Source organism: Bradyrhizobium sp. DOA1 (assembly GCF_001593325.1).
In the GTDB taxonomy this organism is placed as follows: Bacteria; Pseudomonadota; Alphaproteobacteria; order Rhizobiales; family Xanthobacteraceae; genus Bradyrhizobium.
In genome coordinates, this window is sequence record NZ_JXJM01000001.1 from 6292263 (window position 1) to 6309203 (window position 16941).

The window sequence follows — 16941 nt, forward strand, 5'->3', positions numbered from 1 at the left end:
TCTCGCCGCTTCGCGGCGAGCCACCCTCTCCCACAGGGGGAGAGGGTAAGAAGCCCCCTCAATCCAGCTTCGCCTCCATCCCCCGCTTCACCGCCGGGCGCGCCATCAGCGCCTCGTACCAGCGCTTGACGTTGGGGAAATCGGCGAGGTCCACCTTGTGGCGGGGGTGGCGCCAGGCCCAGCCGAGAATGGCGAAATCGGCGACCGAGAGCTCGCCGGCGACGAAGTCGCGGCCCTCCAGCCGGCGGTCGAGCACGCCATAGAGCCGGCGCGTCTCGGCCATGTAGCGCTTCAGGCCATAGGCGCGGTCCTGCTCGTTCTCGAGGGCGATAAAATGGTGCACCTGGCCCGGCATCGGGCCGAAGCCGCCCATCTGCCACATCAGCCATTCGTAGACGGGAATGCGCTCCGACAGCGATTTCGGCAGGAACTTGCCGGTCTTCTCGCCGAGATAGAGCAGGATCGCGCCGGATTCAAAGATGCTGACCGGCTTGCCGCCGGGCCCGTCGGGGTCGAGGATGGCGGGGATCTTGTTGTTGGGGGAGAGCTTGAGGAAATCGGGGGCCATCTGCTCGCCCTTGGTGATGTTCACCGGGATCACCTTGTAGGGCAGCCCCATCTCCTCTAGCGCGACCGAGATCTTGCGGCCGTTCGGCGTGTTCCAGGTGTGCAGTTCGATGGTCATGCCTTGTTTCCTTGCCCCTGACAGGTTCGTCCTTCACCTACTCCAGAAGGTTGCAGCCCCACAACCGCCGGGCCGGGATGGCCGATCCCTGTTGACGGGAGTTGCCCCCTCTGGAATGTCGCGTCCGTCGCGGATAAATTCCGCCTCCTCCAAAAACGCTGTTCGAGGGACCGCCGTGTCGAAATCAGCCTCCCGCGCCCGCCTGTTCGAAATCATCCGCCGGCGCTCCTTCGGTCGCGGCGAGGTGACGCTCGCGTCCGGCCGCAAGAGCGATTTCTACTTCAACCTCAAGCCGACCATGCTCGACCCCGAGGGTGCGACCCTGCTCGCCGAGCTCACCTATGAGGCGCTGAAGGACGACCAGCTGGATTTCATCGGCGGGCTCGAGATGGGCGCGGTGCCGCTGGCCGGTGCGCTGGCGCAGATCTCCTGGATCAAGGGCCATCCGATCGCGGCCTTTTTCGTGCGCAAGAAGCCGAAGGAGCACGGCGCCAAGCTCGCGATCGAGGGCCTGCCCAAGGGCGAGACGCTGGCCGGCAAGCGCGTCGTGATCGTCGAAGACGTCACCACCACCGGCGGCTCGGCGATGAAGGCGGTGGAATCCGTGCGTGAGATTGGCGCCGAAGTAGTGCTGGTGCTGACCATGGTCGACCGCGAGGAAGGCGCCACCGACACGTTCGGTGCGGCCGGCCTGCCGTTCCGCTCGCTGTACAAGGCCTCGGAGTTCTTGAAGGCCTGAGGTGGCAAAACTCCTCCGCCGTCTTGCCGGGTGTAGCCCTGAAGCAACCATCCGTCGAAAGCTGCGCCGGCCTTAAAGAGGTCACCGCCTCGACTTGAAACCGCCTCCGCGCAACGGCTCATTTACCATCCCACTTTATCGTGAATCATGTGCTGAGACCCGGGTGGTCCCAGCCGGTTCAGTAGCGTCGGGTGGAGTGAGCATTGCGTAACATGTCGTCCCATGCGCGGCGTCGCGCGAAACTTGTGGCCGCCACCCTTGCAGCTCCACTGCTTGCGGCGCCGGCCCCAGTTTCGGCTGAAGGCTTGTTCGACTTTCTCTTCGGCGGGATGCAGCAGCAGCGTCCGCAGCGCGAGGTGCCGCAGCAGTCGAACTCCTATGTCGATCCCTTCACCGGGCAGCAGAATGCCGCAACGCCGCAATATGTGCCGCCGACCCGGGCGGCGGCAGCGGGCGGCTCCGGCCCGGCCTTCTGCGTGCGCAGCTGCGACGGCAAGTATTTTCCATTGATGCGCGGCCTCGTCTCGCCGGCGCAGATGTGCCAGGCCTTCTGTCCTGCCAGCGCGACCAAGGTCTATTTCGGTTCCTCGATCGAGGGCGCCTATTCGCAGACCGGCGAGCGCTATACTGAAAGCGAGAACGCCTTCTCCTATCGCAAGGCGCTGCGCGCGGACTGCACCTGCAACGGCCGCGAGCCGGTCGGCCTCGCCCCCGTCGACCTCGCACTGGATTCCTCGCTGAAAGCCGGCGATGTGATCGCCACCAGCGACGGCCTCGTCGCCTACACCGGCATTCGCGTCGGCAACGACCAGGCTGCGGATTTCACTCCGGTTGCCTCCTATCCAGGCCTCACCGCACAGGTCCGTGCGCGGCTCGGCGAGATGAAGGTGGCGCCGGTGCGCGCCGAGACGGTCTCCGCGGATGCCCCCGCCGCGGCCGAGATCGTGCGCGAGCCGCTGCCTGACGTGACGGTGCCGAAGACCAATGCGCAGAAGCCGGCGAAGCGGGCCGGGTTGGAATGATATGATGTCCCGGACGCGCAGCAGCGTGCACGCTGCTGCGCGGAGCCGGGACCCGGTATGCCGCGAGATGGGCCCCGGTTCAGCAGCACATTACTGACGTGCTGCGCGGCGCCCGGAGCACACAGCGCGCTACCTTCCGATGATCACACCGATGACGTTCGGTGCCGCCAGATATTTCTCCTCGATCGCCGCGCGCGCGGCAGCGCGGTTCTCCGGCGTCAGCAGGCCGCGCTTCTCGGCCAAAATCATCCAGCAGAAGCCCCACCAATCGGTCAGCATGCCGGTCTCGTCGACGAGGTCATAGCCCTGCTCGGCCGCGAAGATGCGCGCATGCGCCTCGTCCAGCGTGTCGAGAAACAGATGATCGTCAGTCGAGAACAGCTCATCGCTGACGTCGTCGATGGTGTAGCCCCAGATCGACTGGCACACCGCGTTGAACTCGCGGTCGAATTGGTCGTCGTCGATTCGCTGCCGCCGCGCCGCCCGATGCAGACGCGACAGCGACCGGGCGAAATCGGCGATCCGGGTGAGGGCAAACTGATCAAAGGCAATGGTGGACATGTAGTCCTCGCAGAGTCTGACGGACGCTAGATCTTGTGTCGGCGCAATACCGAATCACTATGATATATCAAAGACTTGCTAAAGTGTTCTTAATTTGTTCTGAGGCGAAAACGCCCTGAGCCAGACCGAGCGCCGATGATGGAGGCTTGCCGCCCTCACCTCGCTGCCGACATCAGCTTGTCCCCGCACGCACTCGCGTAGAACTTGCCGCCACATTGGCGCTTGATGGCCGCGCAGCGGGATGCGGGAGATGCGCTCTGCGGGATGGTGAAGCCGCAGCTGAGACCGTCGGCGCTGCGACCGGGCTTGCCGGCGGCAAGAGCTGCGCTGGAGGCGCCGATGCAGACGACGAGCAGGGTCGCAGTGGCGATTTCGAGCAGCAGTCTCATCAGAGGTCTCATGGCGGTTCCTCCACAGTGATGGCTGAATTGTCCGCCATTCTAGCAGCAAATCAGCGTTTCTCCGTGCTCACCCGGGTTCCCAAACCGGCCCGGTCCTTGCATAAATTTGCGCCAGTGCCGGGCCGCGCCCGTGACGGTTCGGATGCAGGGAGCCAGGCGCGTAGGGTTCAGTGTTCAGTCGACCAGGAAGTGAAGGCCTTGCAAGATCAATCTTTCCAGCCAAATTTTCCCGCCCCGGGCCAGCCCATCGACGAGCTCGCGCTGGCTGAGATCAAGGGCGCGATCCTGGCGAAGCTGCGCCTTGCCATCGGCAAGGACGCGGGCATGGCGACCAAGCACGACTGGTACCAGGCCGCGGCGCTGGCGCTGCGCGACCGCATCGTGCATCGCTGGCTCACCGCCGAGAAGCACAGCTACGACGCGGGTCGCAAGCGCGTCTATTATCTCTCACTCGAATTTTTGATCGGCCGCCTCTTCACCGACGCGCTCAACAACATGGGGCTGCTCAAGATCTTCGAGGTCGCGCTCGGCGATCTCGGCGTGTCGCTGCCCGAACTGCGCAAATGCGAGCCCGACGCAGCCCTCGGCAATGGCGGCCTCGGCCGCCTCGCGGCCTGCTTCATGGAGAGCATGGCAACGCTGTCGATCCCCGCGATCGGCTACGGCATCCGCTACGATTACGGCCTGTTTCGCCAGATCATCAATCAGGGCTGGCAGCAGGAATATCCCGACGAATGGCTGAGCTTCGGCAACCCCTGGGAATTGCAGCGGCCGGAGGTGATCTATCACGTCCATTTCGGCGGCAGCGTCGAGCATGTCGACGACAAGGGCCGCGACCGCGCGATCTGGCATCCCGACGAGACCGTGCAGGCGATCGCCTATGACACGCCGATCGTCGGCTGGCGCGGCCAGCACGTCAACGCGCTCCGCCTGTGGTCGGCGCGCTCGCCCGATCCGTTGAAGCTCGACGCCTTCAACAAGGGCGATTACGTCAGCGCCAGCGCGGAGCAGTCACGCGCGGAAGCGATCTGCAAATTCCTCTATCCGAACGACGAGAGCCCGGCGGGCCGCGAGCTGCGGCTGCGCCAGGAATACTTCTTCGTCTCCGCCTCGCTCCAGGACCTCGTCAACCGCCACCTCAGCTCCGACGGCCAGCTCCGCAGCCTCGCGATGAAGGTCGCGGTGCAGCTCAACGACACCCATCCGAGCCTCGCCGTCACCGAGCTGATGCGGATCCTCGTCGACCTCCACAATTTCCGCTGGGACGAGGCCTGGAAGATCACGGTCGCCACGCTCTCCTACACCAACCACACGCTGCTGCCGGAAGCGCTGGAGACCTGGCCGGTCGAGCTGTTCGAGCGGCTGCTGCCGCGGCACCTCGAGATCATCTACCGCATCAACGTGCAGCATCTGGCGCTCGCGGAGGCGCGCTGCCCCGGCGACATCGACTTCCGTGCCTCGGTCTCGTTGATCGACGAGAAGAGCGGCCGCCGCGTGCGCATGGGCCAGCTCGCCTTCGTCGGCTCGCACCGCATCAACGGCGTCTCGGCGATGCATTCCGACCTGATGCGCGAAACCGTGTTCCACGATCTCAACCATCTCTATCCCGGGCGCATCACCAACAAGACCAACGGCATCACCTTTCGCCGCTGGCTGATGCTGGCGAACCCGAAGCTGACCGACCTCTTGCGCGAGACCTGCGGCGAGGCCGTGCTCGACGATCCCACCCAGCTCAGCCTGATCGAGGCGCGCGCCAGCGACGTCGAATTCCAGAAGAAATTCCGCGCCGTCAAGCACGCCAACAAGGCGGCGCTGGCGCGGCTGATCGGCGAGCGGCTCGGCATCAAGGTCGACCCGAGCGCGCTGTTCGACGTGCAGATCAAGCGCATCCACGAATACAAGCGCCAGCTGCTCAACGTCATCGAGACGGTCGCGCTGTACCAAGCGATCAAGGACGATCCCAACGGCAATTGGGTGCCGCGGGTGAAGATCTTCGCCGGCAAGGCGGCGGCGAGCTATCGCTATGCCAAGCTGATCATCAAGCTGATCAACGACGTCGCCGACATCGTCAACAACGACCCCGCGGTCGACGGCAAGCTGAAGGTCGCCTTCCTGCCCGACTACAATGTCAGCCTCGCCGAAGTGATCATTCCCGCGGCCGACCTGTCCGAGCAGATCTCGACAGCCGGCATGGAAGCCTCCGGCACCGGCAACATGAAGCTGGCCCTGAACGGCGCCATCACCATCGGCACGCTCGACGGCGCCAATATCGAGATCCGCGACCATGTCGGGCCTGAGAACATCGCGATCTTCGGCCTGGAGGCCGGCGACGTCATGATCCGGCGCAAGCAGGGACTGGATGCCTCCGACATCATCCGGAATTCGCCAAAGCTCCAGCGCGCCATCAACGCGATCGGGACCGGCGAATTCTCGCCCGGCGATCCCGGCCGTTTCGAGTCCATCGCGCACGCTTTGCGCCATCTCGACCATTACATGGTCAGCGCCGATTTCGATTCCTATTACGAGGTGCAGCGCGCGGTCGACGCGCGCTGGCTGGTCTCGCCGGCCTGGACGCGCGCCTCCATCCTCAACGTCGCGCGCATGGCGTGGTTCTCCTCGGACCGCACCATCCGCGAATACGCTGAGGAGATCTGGAACGTGCCGGTCAATCCGACCACGCCGCTGCTGCCGAACCTGCGCGACGCCGCGGGCTGATTTTCCGCGGCGTGAAATCGGCGTTACCTGCGAGGTTATTGCATCAGGCGGGAATGATGATGATATGATCATCATCATTCCCAGACCGGCGCCTGCGATGCGGACGCCCTAACCTCAACCGCCGTCATTGCGAGCGCAGCGAAGCAATCCAGAATCTTCCCGCGGAGACAGCCTGATGCTTCGTCGCAAGGGCTCCTCGCAATGACGGCCGGAGGCATCGAGGACCACCAATGCATGCCAAGCTCCCCCATCCCTTCGACGACGCCACCCGCATTACCGCGGGCGACTCCAGCTGGCAGGGGCACACCAGCGACGATTACTGGGCCTTCGTCGGTCCGTTCGGCGGCGCCACCGCCGCGACAATTCTGCGCGCGCTGATCGACCATCCCGAACGCGCCGGCGATCCGCTCGCGCTCACCGTCAATTATTGCGCGCCGATCGCCAAGGGTCCGTTCGATCTCGACCTGCGCCTGGTGAAGGCCAACCGCTCCAGCCAGCACTGGAGCGTCGAGCTCAGCCAGGGCGGCGGCGAGGTCGCAACGCTCGCCACCGCCGTGTTCGCCGAGCGCCGGCCGTCCTGGGAGCACAGGGTGGCGAAATGCCCGGACGCCAAGCCATTTGAGCAGACGCTGCCGTTCCCGAATATCTCGGCATCCTGGGCCAATCAGTACGAATTCCGCTTCGTCGAGGGCGAGATGCGGATCGGCCCGCCGCAGGCCGAGCCCGCCAGCACCTATTCCAAGATCTGGATCGGCGACCGCACGCCGCGCAAGCTCGACATGCTGTCGCTGATGTCGATGTCGGATGCCTTCTTCGGTCGCATCTTCCACGCCCGGCGCGAGCTGGTGCCGTTCGGCACGGTGTCGCTGACGACCTATTTCCACACGACCGGCGAGGAGCTCGCAACTGAAGACATCACGCGCGTGCTGGCGACGGCGGACGCGAAGATCTTCCACAGGAGCTATGGCGACCAGAACGGCGAGCTGTGGTCCCCGAACGGGCGACTGCTCGCGACCACGACGCAGATCGCGTATTTCAAGGCATAGGTGCCCCTCTCCCCTTGTGGGAGAGGGTGGATCGTCGCGCAGCGACGAGACGGGTGAGGGGTTCTCTCCGCGGGCTCATCTCTCGCACTTGAGTTTGCAGAGAGAACCCCTCATCCGGCGCTACGCGCCACCTTCTCCCACAAGGGGAGAAGGAAAAACAAAAAGGGCGGCCTCGCGGCCGCCCTTTTGCGATGAAGAGAGAGAGAGAGCGACTATTCCGCGGCGAGCTTCACGTCCGGTGCAGCCGCGCGAACCTCTGCATCCACCTGCGCTTCGAACTTGGCGAAGTTCTTCTGGAACATGCCGACCAGCGCGCGGGCGGTCTTGTCGAACTCGTCCTTGTCCTTCCAGGTATTGACCGGGTTGAGGATCTCGTGAGGCACGCCCGGCAGCGCGGTCGGGACCGCGAAGCCGAAATATTTGTCGGTGCGGAATTCGACGTTGCGCAAGCTGCCGTCGAGCGCGGCGGTGAGCAGCGCGCGCGTCACCTTGATCGGCATGCGGTTGCCTGTGCCGTACTTGCCGCCGGTCCAGCCGGTGTTGACCAGCCAGCAATCGACATTGTGCTGGGCGATGAGGTCGCGCAGCATGTTGCCGTAAACGCTGGGATCGAGCGGCAGGAAGGGCGAGCCGAAGCAGGTCGAGAATTCCGGCTGCGGCTCGTTGCCGAGACCGCGCTCGGTACCGGCGACCTTGGCGGTGTAGCCGGAGAGGAAGTGATACATCGCCTGCGCCGGCGTGAGCTTTGCGATCGGCGGCAGCACGCCGAAGGCGTCGGCCGCGAGCATCACGACGTTCTTCGGCTGCGGCGCGCGGCCGGTGCGCGAGGCGTTCGGGATGAAGTCGAGCGGATAGGCCGAGCGCGTGTTCTCGGTCTTGGAGCCGTCGTCGAAATCGACCACGCGGGTGTCTTCGTCGAGCACGCAGTTCTCGAGCACCGCGCCGAAGCGGGTCGAGGCCGCATAGATTTCGGGCTCGGCTTCCTGTGACAGCTTGATGCACTTGGCATAGCAGCCGCCTTCGAAATTGAAGACGCCGTTCGGGCCCCAGCCATGCTCGTCGTCGCCGATCAGCGTGCGGTTGGGGTCGGCCGACAGCGTGGTCTTGCCGGTGCCCGACAGCCCGAAGAAGATGGCGGTGTCACCCTTGGCGCCGACATTGGCCGAGCAGTGCATCGGCATCACGCCACGCTCGGGCAGGTAATAGTTCAGCGTGGTGAAGACCGACTTCTTCATCTCGCCGGCATAATAAGACCCGCCGATCAGGACGATCTTGCGGGCGAAGTCGATCGCGACGACGTTCTCCGAGCGGCAGCCGTGACGTTTAGGATCGGCGCGGAAGCTCGGCATGTCGATGATGGTGAGCTCTGGCACGAAGGTCGCCAGCTCGATCGCCTCGGGGCGGATCAGCAGCGTGCGGATGAACAGCGAGTGCCAGGCGAGCTCGGTGAAGACGCGCGTCTTGATCCGGTAGGCCGGATCGGCGCCGCCATAGAGGTCCTGCGCGAACAGGCGCTTGCCTTCGGCGTGCTTGAGGAAATCCTGGTAGAGCGTCTCGAACTGCTCTGCGGTGATCGACTGGTTGCCGGCCCACCACATCTTCTTGTCGGTGGTGGCGTCGCGCACCGTGAACTTGTCCTTCGGGCTGCGACCGGTGAATTCGCCGGTGTCGGCGCAGAGCGCGCCATCGGCGGACAGCACCGCCTCACCCGCCGAGAGCGAGTATTGATAGAGTTGCGGCGCACCGAGGTTCCAGTGAACCTGCTTGAGATTCTTTAAGCCGAATTTGTCGGCGCCGAAGGCACCGTTGCGCACGCCCGTCTCTTGCACGAAAAAATCCTCCTAGAACCCGCGACACCCAGCGCGACCAAGTTTGGACGCCATCGCGGTCACCGTTAATAATAGGCCGTTCCGGCCTCGGCTGGAACGACCTAATACTGATGAACGCTGGCGTTGCCAAGCTGATCCCGTAGGATTTGGTTTATTCAAAGACCGCGCCAAACGTCGCGCATGTCAGCTCTGAGCAGGCGCATCAAAAAAGCACGAATGGTCGCGCAACCAAACGCGCATTGACGCGTTACTTCCGGTTATTGCGACGCACAATACCCGCTTGGCGTCTTATCTTACCTCACCTTCACCGACGAGAGCGAACGCCCCCCACATCGCGGGATAGGCGTTACGCGGTGACGAGGCGTCGTCGAGATAGGTCAACATCGCGCGGCGCAAGGCTTCGGCGCGACCGATCTTCGGCTCGTTCTTGAGCAGATCGAATGTCGACGTGGTCAGGCGCGTGGCAGCTTCCGAATCCACCGCCCAATGCGAGACCAGCAGTGCACGGGCACCGGCATAGAAGAACGAGCGCGCCAATCCCGACAGGGCCTCGGCGCCGGGCTTGTCGCCCGCAATGGTGTTGCAGGCCGACAGCACCACCCAATCCGCATTGAGTTTGAGCTGGGCGACTTCGCTCGCGGTGAGAAGGCCGTCGTCGAGCTCCGATGGCCGGTCGGGAATGGAGAGCGCAAGCGATGGCTCGCCCAATCCCTTGATGTCGCCGGCGACGAGGCCGTGGGTGGCAAAGTAGATGATGCCGTATTGAGCAAGCGCTGCACGCTTGAGCGTCGTTTCGCTGGCATCGCGGCCGAGATGGATGTCGGCCTCGGAAGCGCCGACATCCCTGGCCACCGCGGTCAGCTCGTCCGCAGTATCCGGCAGTTGCGGCAGCGCCTGCGCCAACCTTGCGCGATCGACGCCCGCGCCGCGCCAAAAATCGGTATAGGCGGCGGTCGCAATGCTGCGCGCCGCGAGCTTGCCGCTTGCCGCGCGACGCTCGGCCGGCCCTTCGGCTGCAGGGTTGAACACGGGATCGCCGAAACCCGTCATCGGCTTGACGCCGTGATCCCTGCGCGCAAAAGCACGCAGCGATTTCAGGCTGATCACCGAGGGCAGCACGGAGACGGCCTGACGCCGCAACAGCCAGGCGGCACTACGATAACCTTCGAGCCTGTCCGGAATCGCAGCCTGCGGCTTCTCCGTGACCAGCAGATGAAACGGCAACGCGGTCAGCGCCGCCGACGGCACCACCAGCAGATTGCGCTTGTCCTTCGTCAGTGTCTCGACCGGACCGAGCAGCGCGACATAGAGCTCGTTCGCGAGACCGAGGTCGAACAATCCGGCCTTGCCGGACGCGTCACGCGCCTTGCCGACATCGAGCCCCTTGCGGAATGCAGCAACCTTCTGTGTCACCGCATCCGCGCCGAGCGGTATCTCCTTCCAGTCGACGCCCTCGCGCGTGATCGCGATGACGTAACTCTGCTTGTCGACGACGGCATAGACCACCATCGCCTCGTCGGCCGACAGCAAGGCCTGAATGTCCCTGGCCGCCAGCGGCAGCGGGTTGGAGAGCGAGGCATAGTCGGGAAATTCCACTGCGAGCGTCTTCTGCAATCCGCTGCGCTCGTTCGCGATCGCTGCGATCCGCGCGCGGCTGCGCTGCTCGGCGCTCAGATCGCGCTGGGCAGACGGTTTCGACACCGCGGCGATGATCGCCTTGTCGAGCGCTTCGGACTCGGATGCGAGATCCTGATCCCTGCGCACGAGCTCGGCGAGCCGGTCGCTGCCGGCTGCGAGCCGCACCGCGAGCTTGTTCACGGCGGAGGCCGCGGAGGATTGCGTGCCGCGCTGGATCGCCGCCAGCGCCTCGTCCAGCGCCTTGTCGTCAGGCAGGAGACGCTGCTGCCGCGCGGAAAACAGGACCGGTAGCACGACGCGCAGCTGCGCACGATTGTTGGCGAGCGTCTTCGCTGCGAGCGGCAAGGCCTCGGCGGTCCGCCCGGATACCTGGAGGAAATAGGCGAAATTGCTGGTCGAGATCGCAACGTCGGGGTGATCGGCGCCGAAGGCGCGTTCGCGGATCGCCAGGGAGCGTCGATACAGCGGCTCGGCCTCGGCATAGCGCTGCTGGTGCTGATAGAGCCCCGCAAGGTTGTTCAGCGAGCGGGCGACGTCCGGGTGGTCCGGCCCCAACACTTTCTCGCGGATCGCGAGCGAGCGCTTGATCGGCGCTTCAGCCTCGGCATGGCGATTGAGGTCGCGATCGACTTGACCAATGTTGTTCAGGACGGTCGCAACCGCGGGATGCTCGGGACCTGCAGCCTTCTGGTAGATCGCAAGCGCCCGCCGGAACAGCGGCTCGGCTTCGGCGAAATGCTCATGCTTGACGTAGAGCGTGGCCAGATTGTTGAGGGACTGACCGACGTCGGGATGTTCGCGCGACAGGCTCTTTTCGCGCACGGCGAGCGCGCGCTGGAATAGCGGCTCAGCCTCGGCGAAACGGCCTTGTCGCTGATAGAGTGCGGCAAGATTGGTGAGGACGGGCGCGATCAGGACGGTGTCGAGACCGAGAGACTTTTCCATCAGCGCGATCGCACGCTTGTAGATCGGCTCGGCCAAATCGTCGCGGCCCTGTCCGGCATGGACTTGGCCGAGATTATTGAGCGCAGCGGCGAGATCGCGGCCATTGCCGCTCTTCTCGAGGCTCGCCACCATCGCCTGCGCGAGCGGCAGCGCTTCCGAATATCGGCTGGCCTTGCTGAGTTCGTTGATCCGCGCGCCCTGCGCCGCAAGGCTGCCCTGCTGGGCAAACGCGGCCGTCGGCATGGAGGCATTCGCGGCGAGTGCGAGCGCTGCGACCAGCGCCAGTCGATTCCATCTTGCCATGAACACTCTCGCTGCCGCCGCCGGATCGATCACGGACTTGGGTCGCCGCGACCGGCGGCAGCGTTCAATGCCTTGCGCCCTGGTCCATCTTGTTGCGCGCTTCACCAGCAAGGCGGACCAGCATCTTGCGCAGCGACGTGCCGTCCGTCACCCGCTCGGGAAAATCGAGCCGTAGCGCGGCCTGATCGAGCTGCATGTCGAGGCCTTCCGGATCGCAGCCGGTGCAGCGCCAGTCGCCCGCGGCCGCGCCAAGCAGCCGCGTCGCATAGAGGTTCATGGCGTCGCGGTGGTCGGCATTCATGTGCTCCACGGCCCCCTCCTCTGCCGCCAGCAGGTCCTCTGCGCCGGTGAGGTCCGTGAGGAACTGCTCGGGCTTGAGATCGACGATCCGGCCGAAGCCGGCGACCAGATGGGTTCCCGTGGGCCGGATCCGGAAGAAGGAGAAATCCTTAAATGACACAAAGCCTTCCGCCGACGGATGGGCATTGAGATACCGCCGCTGCAGCAGGTCCTTGTCCGCCTCGGCCTGCTCCGCCCGGCCGGACAGCATGATCCGCGCCCCTTCCAGGGGATCGCCGGCAGCCCGCTCGTCCAGCATCAGGGAGACCCGGCTGTCCGCCAGGATGTTCCTGGTGTGCACGGCAAGGCCCGAGATCAGCAGGATCGGCGAGCCGTCCGGATGGCTGGCCAGATTGACCAGGGAACAATAGGGATCACCGCTGCCGACCATCAGGGTGGCCAAGGCCCCCTGCCGCGAGCGCCTCAGCAGCGATTTGGCGAGCTTTCCGGGGTCGAAATCGGCGGTCGGTTGCATCGGCTTTCTCAGGTCAGGTGGTTGCAAGGGGGGCCTTTTTTCGGGTAAACGGGGACCAGATTATGGGTCGAGACGCGGCGAATCTGCCGTGTCTCGTGGAACTTGGTCACACTTCAGCCCAGCTTGCATTGCTCGGTAACCAAGTTTGAACGCCACTTCGGCACCCATTGTATGCGGCGCATCACTGGATTGCTCGCCGTTTCAAGCCACGACCCAAACGGAAAGCAGAAAGCAGAGGCTCATGCCCACAATCGCTTTGGTCGACGACGACCGCAACATTCTCACATCCGTCTCGATCGCGCTGGAAGCCGAAGGCTACCGCATCATGACCTACACCGACGGCGCCTCCGCGCTTGACGGTTTCCGCACCACCCAACCCGACCTCGCCATCCTCGACATCAAGATGCCGCGCATGGACGGCATGGAGACGCTGCGCCGCCTCCGGCAGAAGTCCGACCTGCCGGTGATCTTCCTGACCTCCAAGGACGAGGAGATCGACGAGCTGTTCGGCCTCAAGATGGGCGCCGACGACTTCATCCGCAAACCGTTCTCGCAACGCCTGCTGGTCGAGCGCGTCAAGGCCGTGCTGCGCCGCTCGGCACCGAAGGACCCGACGGTCGCACCGAAGGAGAACGACGCCAAGGCACTCGACCGCGGCCTTCTGCGCATGGATCCGGAACGGCATACCTGCACCTGGAAGAACGAGCCGGTGACGCTCACCGTCACCGAATTCCTGATCCTGCAGGCGCTGGCGACCCGGCCCGGCGTGGTGAAGAGCCGCAACGCGCTGATGGACGCCGCCTATGACGATCAGGTCTATGTCGACGACCGCACCATCGACAGCCACATCAAGCGGCTGCGCAAGAAGTTCAAGGTGGTCGACAACGAGTTCGAGATGATCGAGACGCTCTACGGCGTCGGCTACCGTTTCAAGGAAGCCTGAGGCGGCAGGCAGCTTCACGAACGACTGAGAGCATCGCCGGTTCTGATTCCATCGGGACCGGGGTCGCTCTAGGATGTGGGGACCTTCTCAACGCCGTCCTAACGCGGGCGTAAGCATTGCTCGACCGAACGCAGCCCGATCCGAACCAGAGCGCCGGGGATTTCGCATCCGACGGCGTTCAGGAGCCAATTGCCGAAGGCAAGCCGCAAGGCTTCCGGCCGCTGAACTGGCTGACGCGCGCCGGGCAGTTCTTCTTCGCGCTGTCCTTCTCGAGCCTGACCCGCCGCATCGTCTCGCTCAACCTCGCCGGCCTCGTCGCGCTGGTCGCGAGCATCCTTTACCTCTCGCAGTTCCGCGCCGGCCTGATCGACGCGCGGGCACAGAGCCTTTTGGTGCAGGCCGAGATCATCGCCGGCGCGATCGCGGCCTCTGCCACCGTGCAGACCAACGCCATCACCATCGATCCCGACCGGCTGCTCGACCTCAAGCCGGGCGAGACTTATGGCGGCTCGGACGAATATTCGCCGCTCGACTTTCCGATCAATCCGGAGCGCGTGGCGCCGGTGCTGCGCACGCTGATCTCGCCGACGAAGACCCGCGCCCGCATCTACGATCCGAACGGCAGCCTGCTGGTCGACAGCCGCAATCTCGAGAACGTGCTGCGCTACAATTTGCCGCCGCCTGCAGAGAAGCCCGGCATCGTCGAGCGCGGCATGGTCGCGGTGCGCACTTGGCTGAACCGCGGTGACCTGCCGCTCTATCGCGAGCTCGGGCCCGAGAACGGCAATGGTTATGCGGAGGTTAGCGACTCCCTCCAGGGCCAGAAGCGCTCGATGGTGCGGGTCAATGCCCGCGGCGAGGTAATCGTCTCGGTGGCCGTCCCCGTGCTGCGCTCGCGCGCCATCCACGGCGCCCTGATGCTGTCGACGCAAGGCGACGACATCGACCAGATGGTCACTGCCGAGCGCCTCGCCATCCTCAAGGTTGGCGGCGTCGCAGCGGCCGTGATGATCATGCTGTCGCTTTTGCTAGCCAGCACGATCGCAGGTCCCGTGCGCCGGCTCGCCGACAGCGCCGAGCGCGTCCGCCGCCGCATCAAGGCCCGCATCGAAATCCCCGATTTCACCCGCCGCCGCGACGAGATCGGCCACCTCTCGGGCGCGCTGCGCGACATGACCAGCGCGCTCTACAGCCGTATCGAGGCGATCGAGATGTTCGCCGCCGATGTCGCCCACGAGCTGAAGAACCCGCTGACCTCGCTTCGCTCCGCGGTCGAGACGTTGCCGCTGGCGCGCAACGAGACCAGCCGCGCACGCCTGCTCGAGGTGATCGAGCACGACGTCAAGCGGCTCGACCGTCTCATCTCCGACATCTCCGACGCCAGCCGCCTCGATGCCGAATTGCAGCGTCAGGACGCGATCCCGGTCGACCTGCGCCGCCTGCTGACGACGCTGGTGTCCGTTGCCAACGAGACCAAGCTCGGCCATGACGTCGCGGTCGAGACCCGCTTCGAGGGCCGCGGCCCGACCGATACCTTCGCCGTGAGCGGCCACGATTCTCGGCTCGGACAGGTCGTCTCCAACCTGCTCTCCAACGCGCAATCGTTTTCCGAGCGCGGCAGCAAGGTGCGCCTCAGCTGCCGCCGCGTGCGCGGCGAGATCGAGATCGTGGTCGATGACGACGGTCCCGGCATTCGCGACGACGCGCTGGAGCGCATCTTCGAGCGCTTCTACACCGACCGTCCGCATCAAGGCTTCGGCCAGAACTCCGGCCTCGGCCTGTCGATATCCAAGCAGATCGTCGATGCGCATGGCGGACGCATCTGGGCTGAGAACCGTGTTGGCCCGCCGGACCATGAGGGCGTGCCGACGGTGGCGGGCGCACGCTTCGTTGTGAGGCTGCCGGCGCTATGAGTGACGGCGGCCCCAGCGTGCACGCCTCCGCGGTCAGGGTCGGACAAAGAGCGGTGCTGATCCGCGGTCCCTCGGGCTCCGGCAAGTCGCGCCTTGCCTTCGATCTGATCATGGCAGGGCGATCAGGCGTGGTTGAAAGAGCCGTTCTGGTCGGCGACGACCGTGTCCATCTGGCGACACTCGGCAATGAAATTGAGGTCCGGCCCGCCCCTCGCCTGGCTGGCCTGATCGAGATCCGGGGCTTGGGAATCCGCCGGTGCGAGTTCGTGGAGCATGCCACCGTCGGCCTCCTGGTCGATCTGGACGCAACGGACGCGGAACGGCTGCCTGCGGCAGAAGCGCTAAAAACCAGCATTTTAGGTGTCGAGTTACCGCGTATTCCGATCAGCCGCGACTATTCGCCCCTCCCGCTGGTTGTCGCGGCCTTGACCACTACCAAGAGTTAACCTTCTGCTAAGCCCTCAGGCGATTGTTTGAAGGGAAATGGTAACCATATGAACCCCACTATCGCGACCGAATAGACCGGCGCAGCTCCCCTTATCCTTCCGTCTAGATTCAGGGAGATACGCAACATCCCCCCTTGCGCGGGGGCTCTGGATGGTCAAAGTGGCGCGTTCGTGCGGTGCACCAAAAGCGCCCGCGAGGAGTTTTCCGATGATTGGTCTAGTACTTGTGACCCACGGGCGCCTTGCCGACGAATTCAAGGCAGCGCTTGAGCATGTCATGGGCCCACAAAAGCAAATCGAAGCGATCACGATCGGCGCCGAGGATGATTCCGATCTCTGCCGTAGCGACATCATCGAGGCGGTTAACCGCGTCGATTCCGGCGACGGCGTTGCGATCCTCACCGACATGTTCGGCGGCACGCCGTCGAACCTCGCAATATCCTGCATGAGCCGGCCCAAGGTCGAAGTGCTCGCGGGCATCAACCTGCCCATGCTGGTGAAGCTCGCCAAGGTGCGCGAGGAGCGTCCGCTGCCGGACGCGATCGCGATGGCGCAGGAAGCCGGCCGCAAATACGTCACCATTGCCAGCCGCGTGCTCGCCGGCAAATGAGCGACGACGCGCCACAAGCGGGGACAGGCGTGCCCGCGGGCGCGATCTCCAAGGAGCTTCTGATCATCAACAAGCGCGGCCTGCATGCGCGCGCCTCGGCGAAGTTCGTCCAGGCCGTCGAGCGCTTCAACGCGCAAGTGTGGGTGACGCGCGGCGGCGAGACCGTCGGCGGCACCTCGATCATGGGCCTGATGATGCTCGCGGCCGGTCCCGGCACCACGATCACGGTCGCGGCCGCCGGCGAAGAAGCGGAAGCCGCGCTCGCGGCGATCACCGAACTCGTTGAAAGCAAGTTCAACGAGGAAGGGGTTTAGGTTCTCTCTCGCAAGAT

Annotated in this window: 15 protein-coding genes; 9 read left to right on the plus strand and 6 right to left on the minus strand. The window is 64.7% G+C overall.

Annotated features, from left to right (window positions below):
* Positions 1-58 precede the first annotated feature (58 nt).
* Positions 59-685 (minus strand): glutathione S-transferase family protein, encoded by a 627-nt coding sequence (locus tag SE91_RS29095; RefSeq protein WP_061850103.1) that lies wholly within the window; start codon positions 683-685, stop codon positions 59-61.
* A 175-nt stretch (positions 686-860) separates the two neighbouring features.
* Here SE91_RS29095 and pyrE point away from each other — a divergent pair, with 175 nt between their 5' ends.
* Positions 861-1424 carry an orotate phosphoribosyltransferase gene (pyrE, locus tag SE91_RS29100; RefSeq protein WP_008542609.1) on the plus strand — a complete coding sequence of 188 codons (564 nt, stop codon included), beginning with the start codon at positions 861-863 and terminating at the stop codon, positions 1422-1424.
* A gap of 212 nt (positions 1425-1636) precedes the next feature.
* Positions 1637-2446, plus strand: coding sequence for a DUF2865 domain-containing protein (locus SE91_RS29105; protein WP_061850104.1), 810 nt, complete (start codon positions 1637-1639; stop codon positions 2444-2446).
* Positions 2447-2575: 129 nt separating this feature from the next.
* On the opposite strand, the gene SE91_RS29110 is transcribed toward SE91_RS29105, so the two are convergent.
* Entirely contained in the window at positions 2576-3007 is a 432-nt protein-coding gene (locus SE91_RS29110; RefSeq protein WP_008542605.1) for a hypothetical protein, read from the minus strand.
* A gap of 155 nt (positions 3008-3162) precedes the next feature.
* Entirely contained in the window at positions 3163-3408 is a 246-nt protein-coding gene (locus tag SE91_RS29115; RefSeq protein ID WP_061850105.1) for a hypothetical protein, read from the minus strand.
* Positions 3409-3606: 198 nt separating this feature from the next.
* Here SE91_RS29115 and SE91_RS29120 point away from each other — a divergent pair, with 198 nt between their 5' ends.
* Together SE91_RS29120 and SE91_RS29125 are read left to right on the plus strand one after the other, a co-directional pair.
* On the plus strand, positions 3607-6123 hold the full coding sequence (locus SE91_RS29120; RefSeq protein ID WP_061851390.1) for a glycogen/starch/alpha-glucan phosphorylase: 2517 nt from the start codon (positions 3607-3609) through the stop codon (positions 6121-6123).
* A 230-nt stretch (positions 6124-6353) separates the two neighbouring features.
* Positions 6354-7169, plus strand: coding sequence for an acyl-CoA thioesterase (locus tag SE91_RS29125; protein WP_061850106.1), 816 nt, complete (start codon positions 6354-6356; stop codon positions 7167-7169).
* A 212-nt stretch (positions 7170-7381) separates the two neighbouring features.
* Here the strand turns inward: SE91_RS29125 and SE91_RS29130 are convergent, their stop codons facing one another.
* The 3 genes from SE91_RS29130 to SE91_RS29140 form a co-directional block, all read right to left on the minus strand.
* Positions 7382-8998, minus strand: coding sequence for a phosphoenolpyruvate carboxykinase (locus SE91_RS29130; protein WP_008542575.1), 1617 nt, complete (start codon positions 8996-8998; stop codon positions 7382-7384).
* Between the two features lie 288 nt (positions 8999-9286).
* Entirely contained in the window at positions 9287-11884 is a 2598-nt protein-coding gene (locus SE91_RS29135) for a CHAT domain-containing tetratricopeptide repeat protein (protein ID WP_061851391.1), read from the minus strand.
* 64 nt (positions 11885-11948) lie between these two features.
* Positions 11949-12698 carry a HugZ family pyridoxamine 5'-phosphate oxidase gene (locus tag SE91_RS29140; RefSeq protein ID WP_061850107.1) on the minus strand — a complete coding sequence of 250 codons (750 nt, stop codon included), beginning with the start codon at positions 12696-12698 and terminating at the stop codon, positions 11949-11951.
* Positions 12699-12939: 241 nt separating this feature from the next.
* On the opposite strand from SE91_RS29140, the gene SE91_RS29145 reads away from it, so the two are divergent.
* The 5 genes from SE91_RS29145 (at position 12940) to SE91_RS29165 (ending at position 16924) form a co-directional block, all read left to right on the plus strand.
* Entirely contained in the window at positions 12940-13641 is a 702-nt protein-coding gene (locus SE91_RS29145; RefSeq protein WP_008542552.1) for a response regulator transcription factor, read from the plus strand.
* 116 nt (positions 13642-13757) lie between these two features.
* Entirely contained in the window at positions 13758-15554 is a 1797-nt protein-coding gene (locus SE91_RS29150) for a sensor histidine kinase (protein WP_060734643.1), read from the plus strand.
* Complete coding sequence (locus SE91_RS29155) at positions 15551-16000, plus strand: HPr kinase/phosphorylase (protein WP_008542541.1); 450 nt, start codon at positions 15551-15553, stop codon at positions 15998-16000. The genes SE91_RS29150 and SE91_RS29155 overlap by 4 nt, the downstream gene beginning before the upstream one ends.
* Positions 16001-16208: 208 nt before the next feature.
* Positions 16209-16610: a PTS sugar transporter subunit IIA gene (locus SE91_RS29160; RefSeq protein ID WP_007597752.1), complete on the plus strand. Its 402-nt coding sequence runs from the start codon at positions 16209-16211 to the stop codon at positions 16608-16610.
* Entirely contained in the window at positions 16607-16924 is a 318-nt protein-coding gene (locus SE91_RS29165) for an HPr family phosphocarrier protein (protein WP_008542539.1), read from the plus strand. Before SE91_RS29160 ends, SE91_RS29165 begins: the two co-directional genes overlap by 4 nt.
* Positions 16925-16941: the final 17 nt, after the last annotated feature.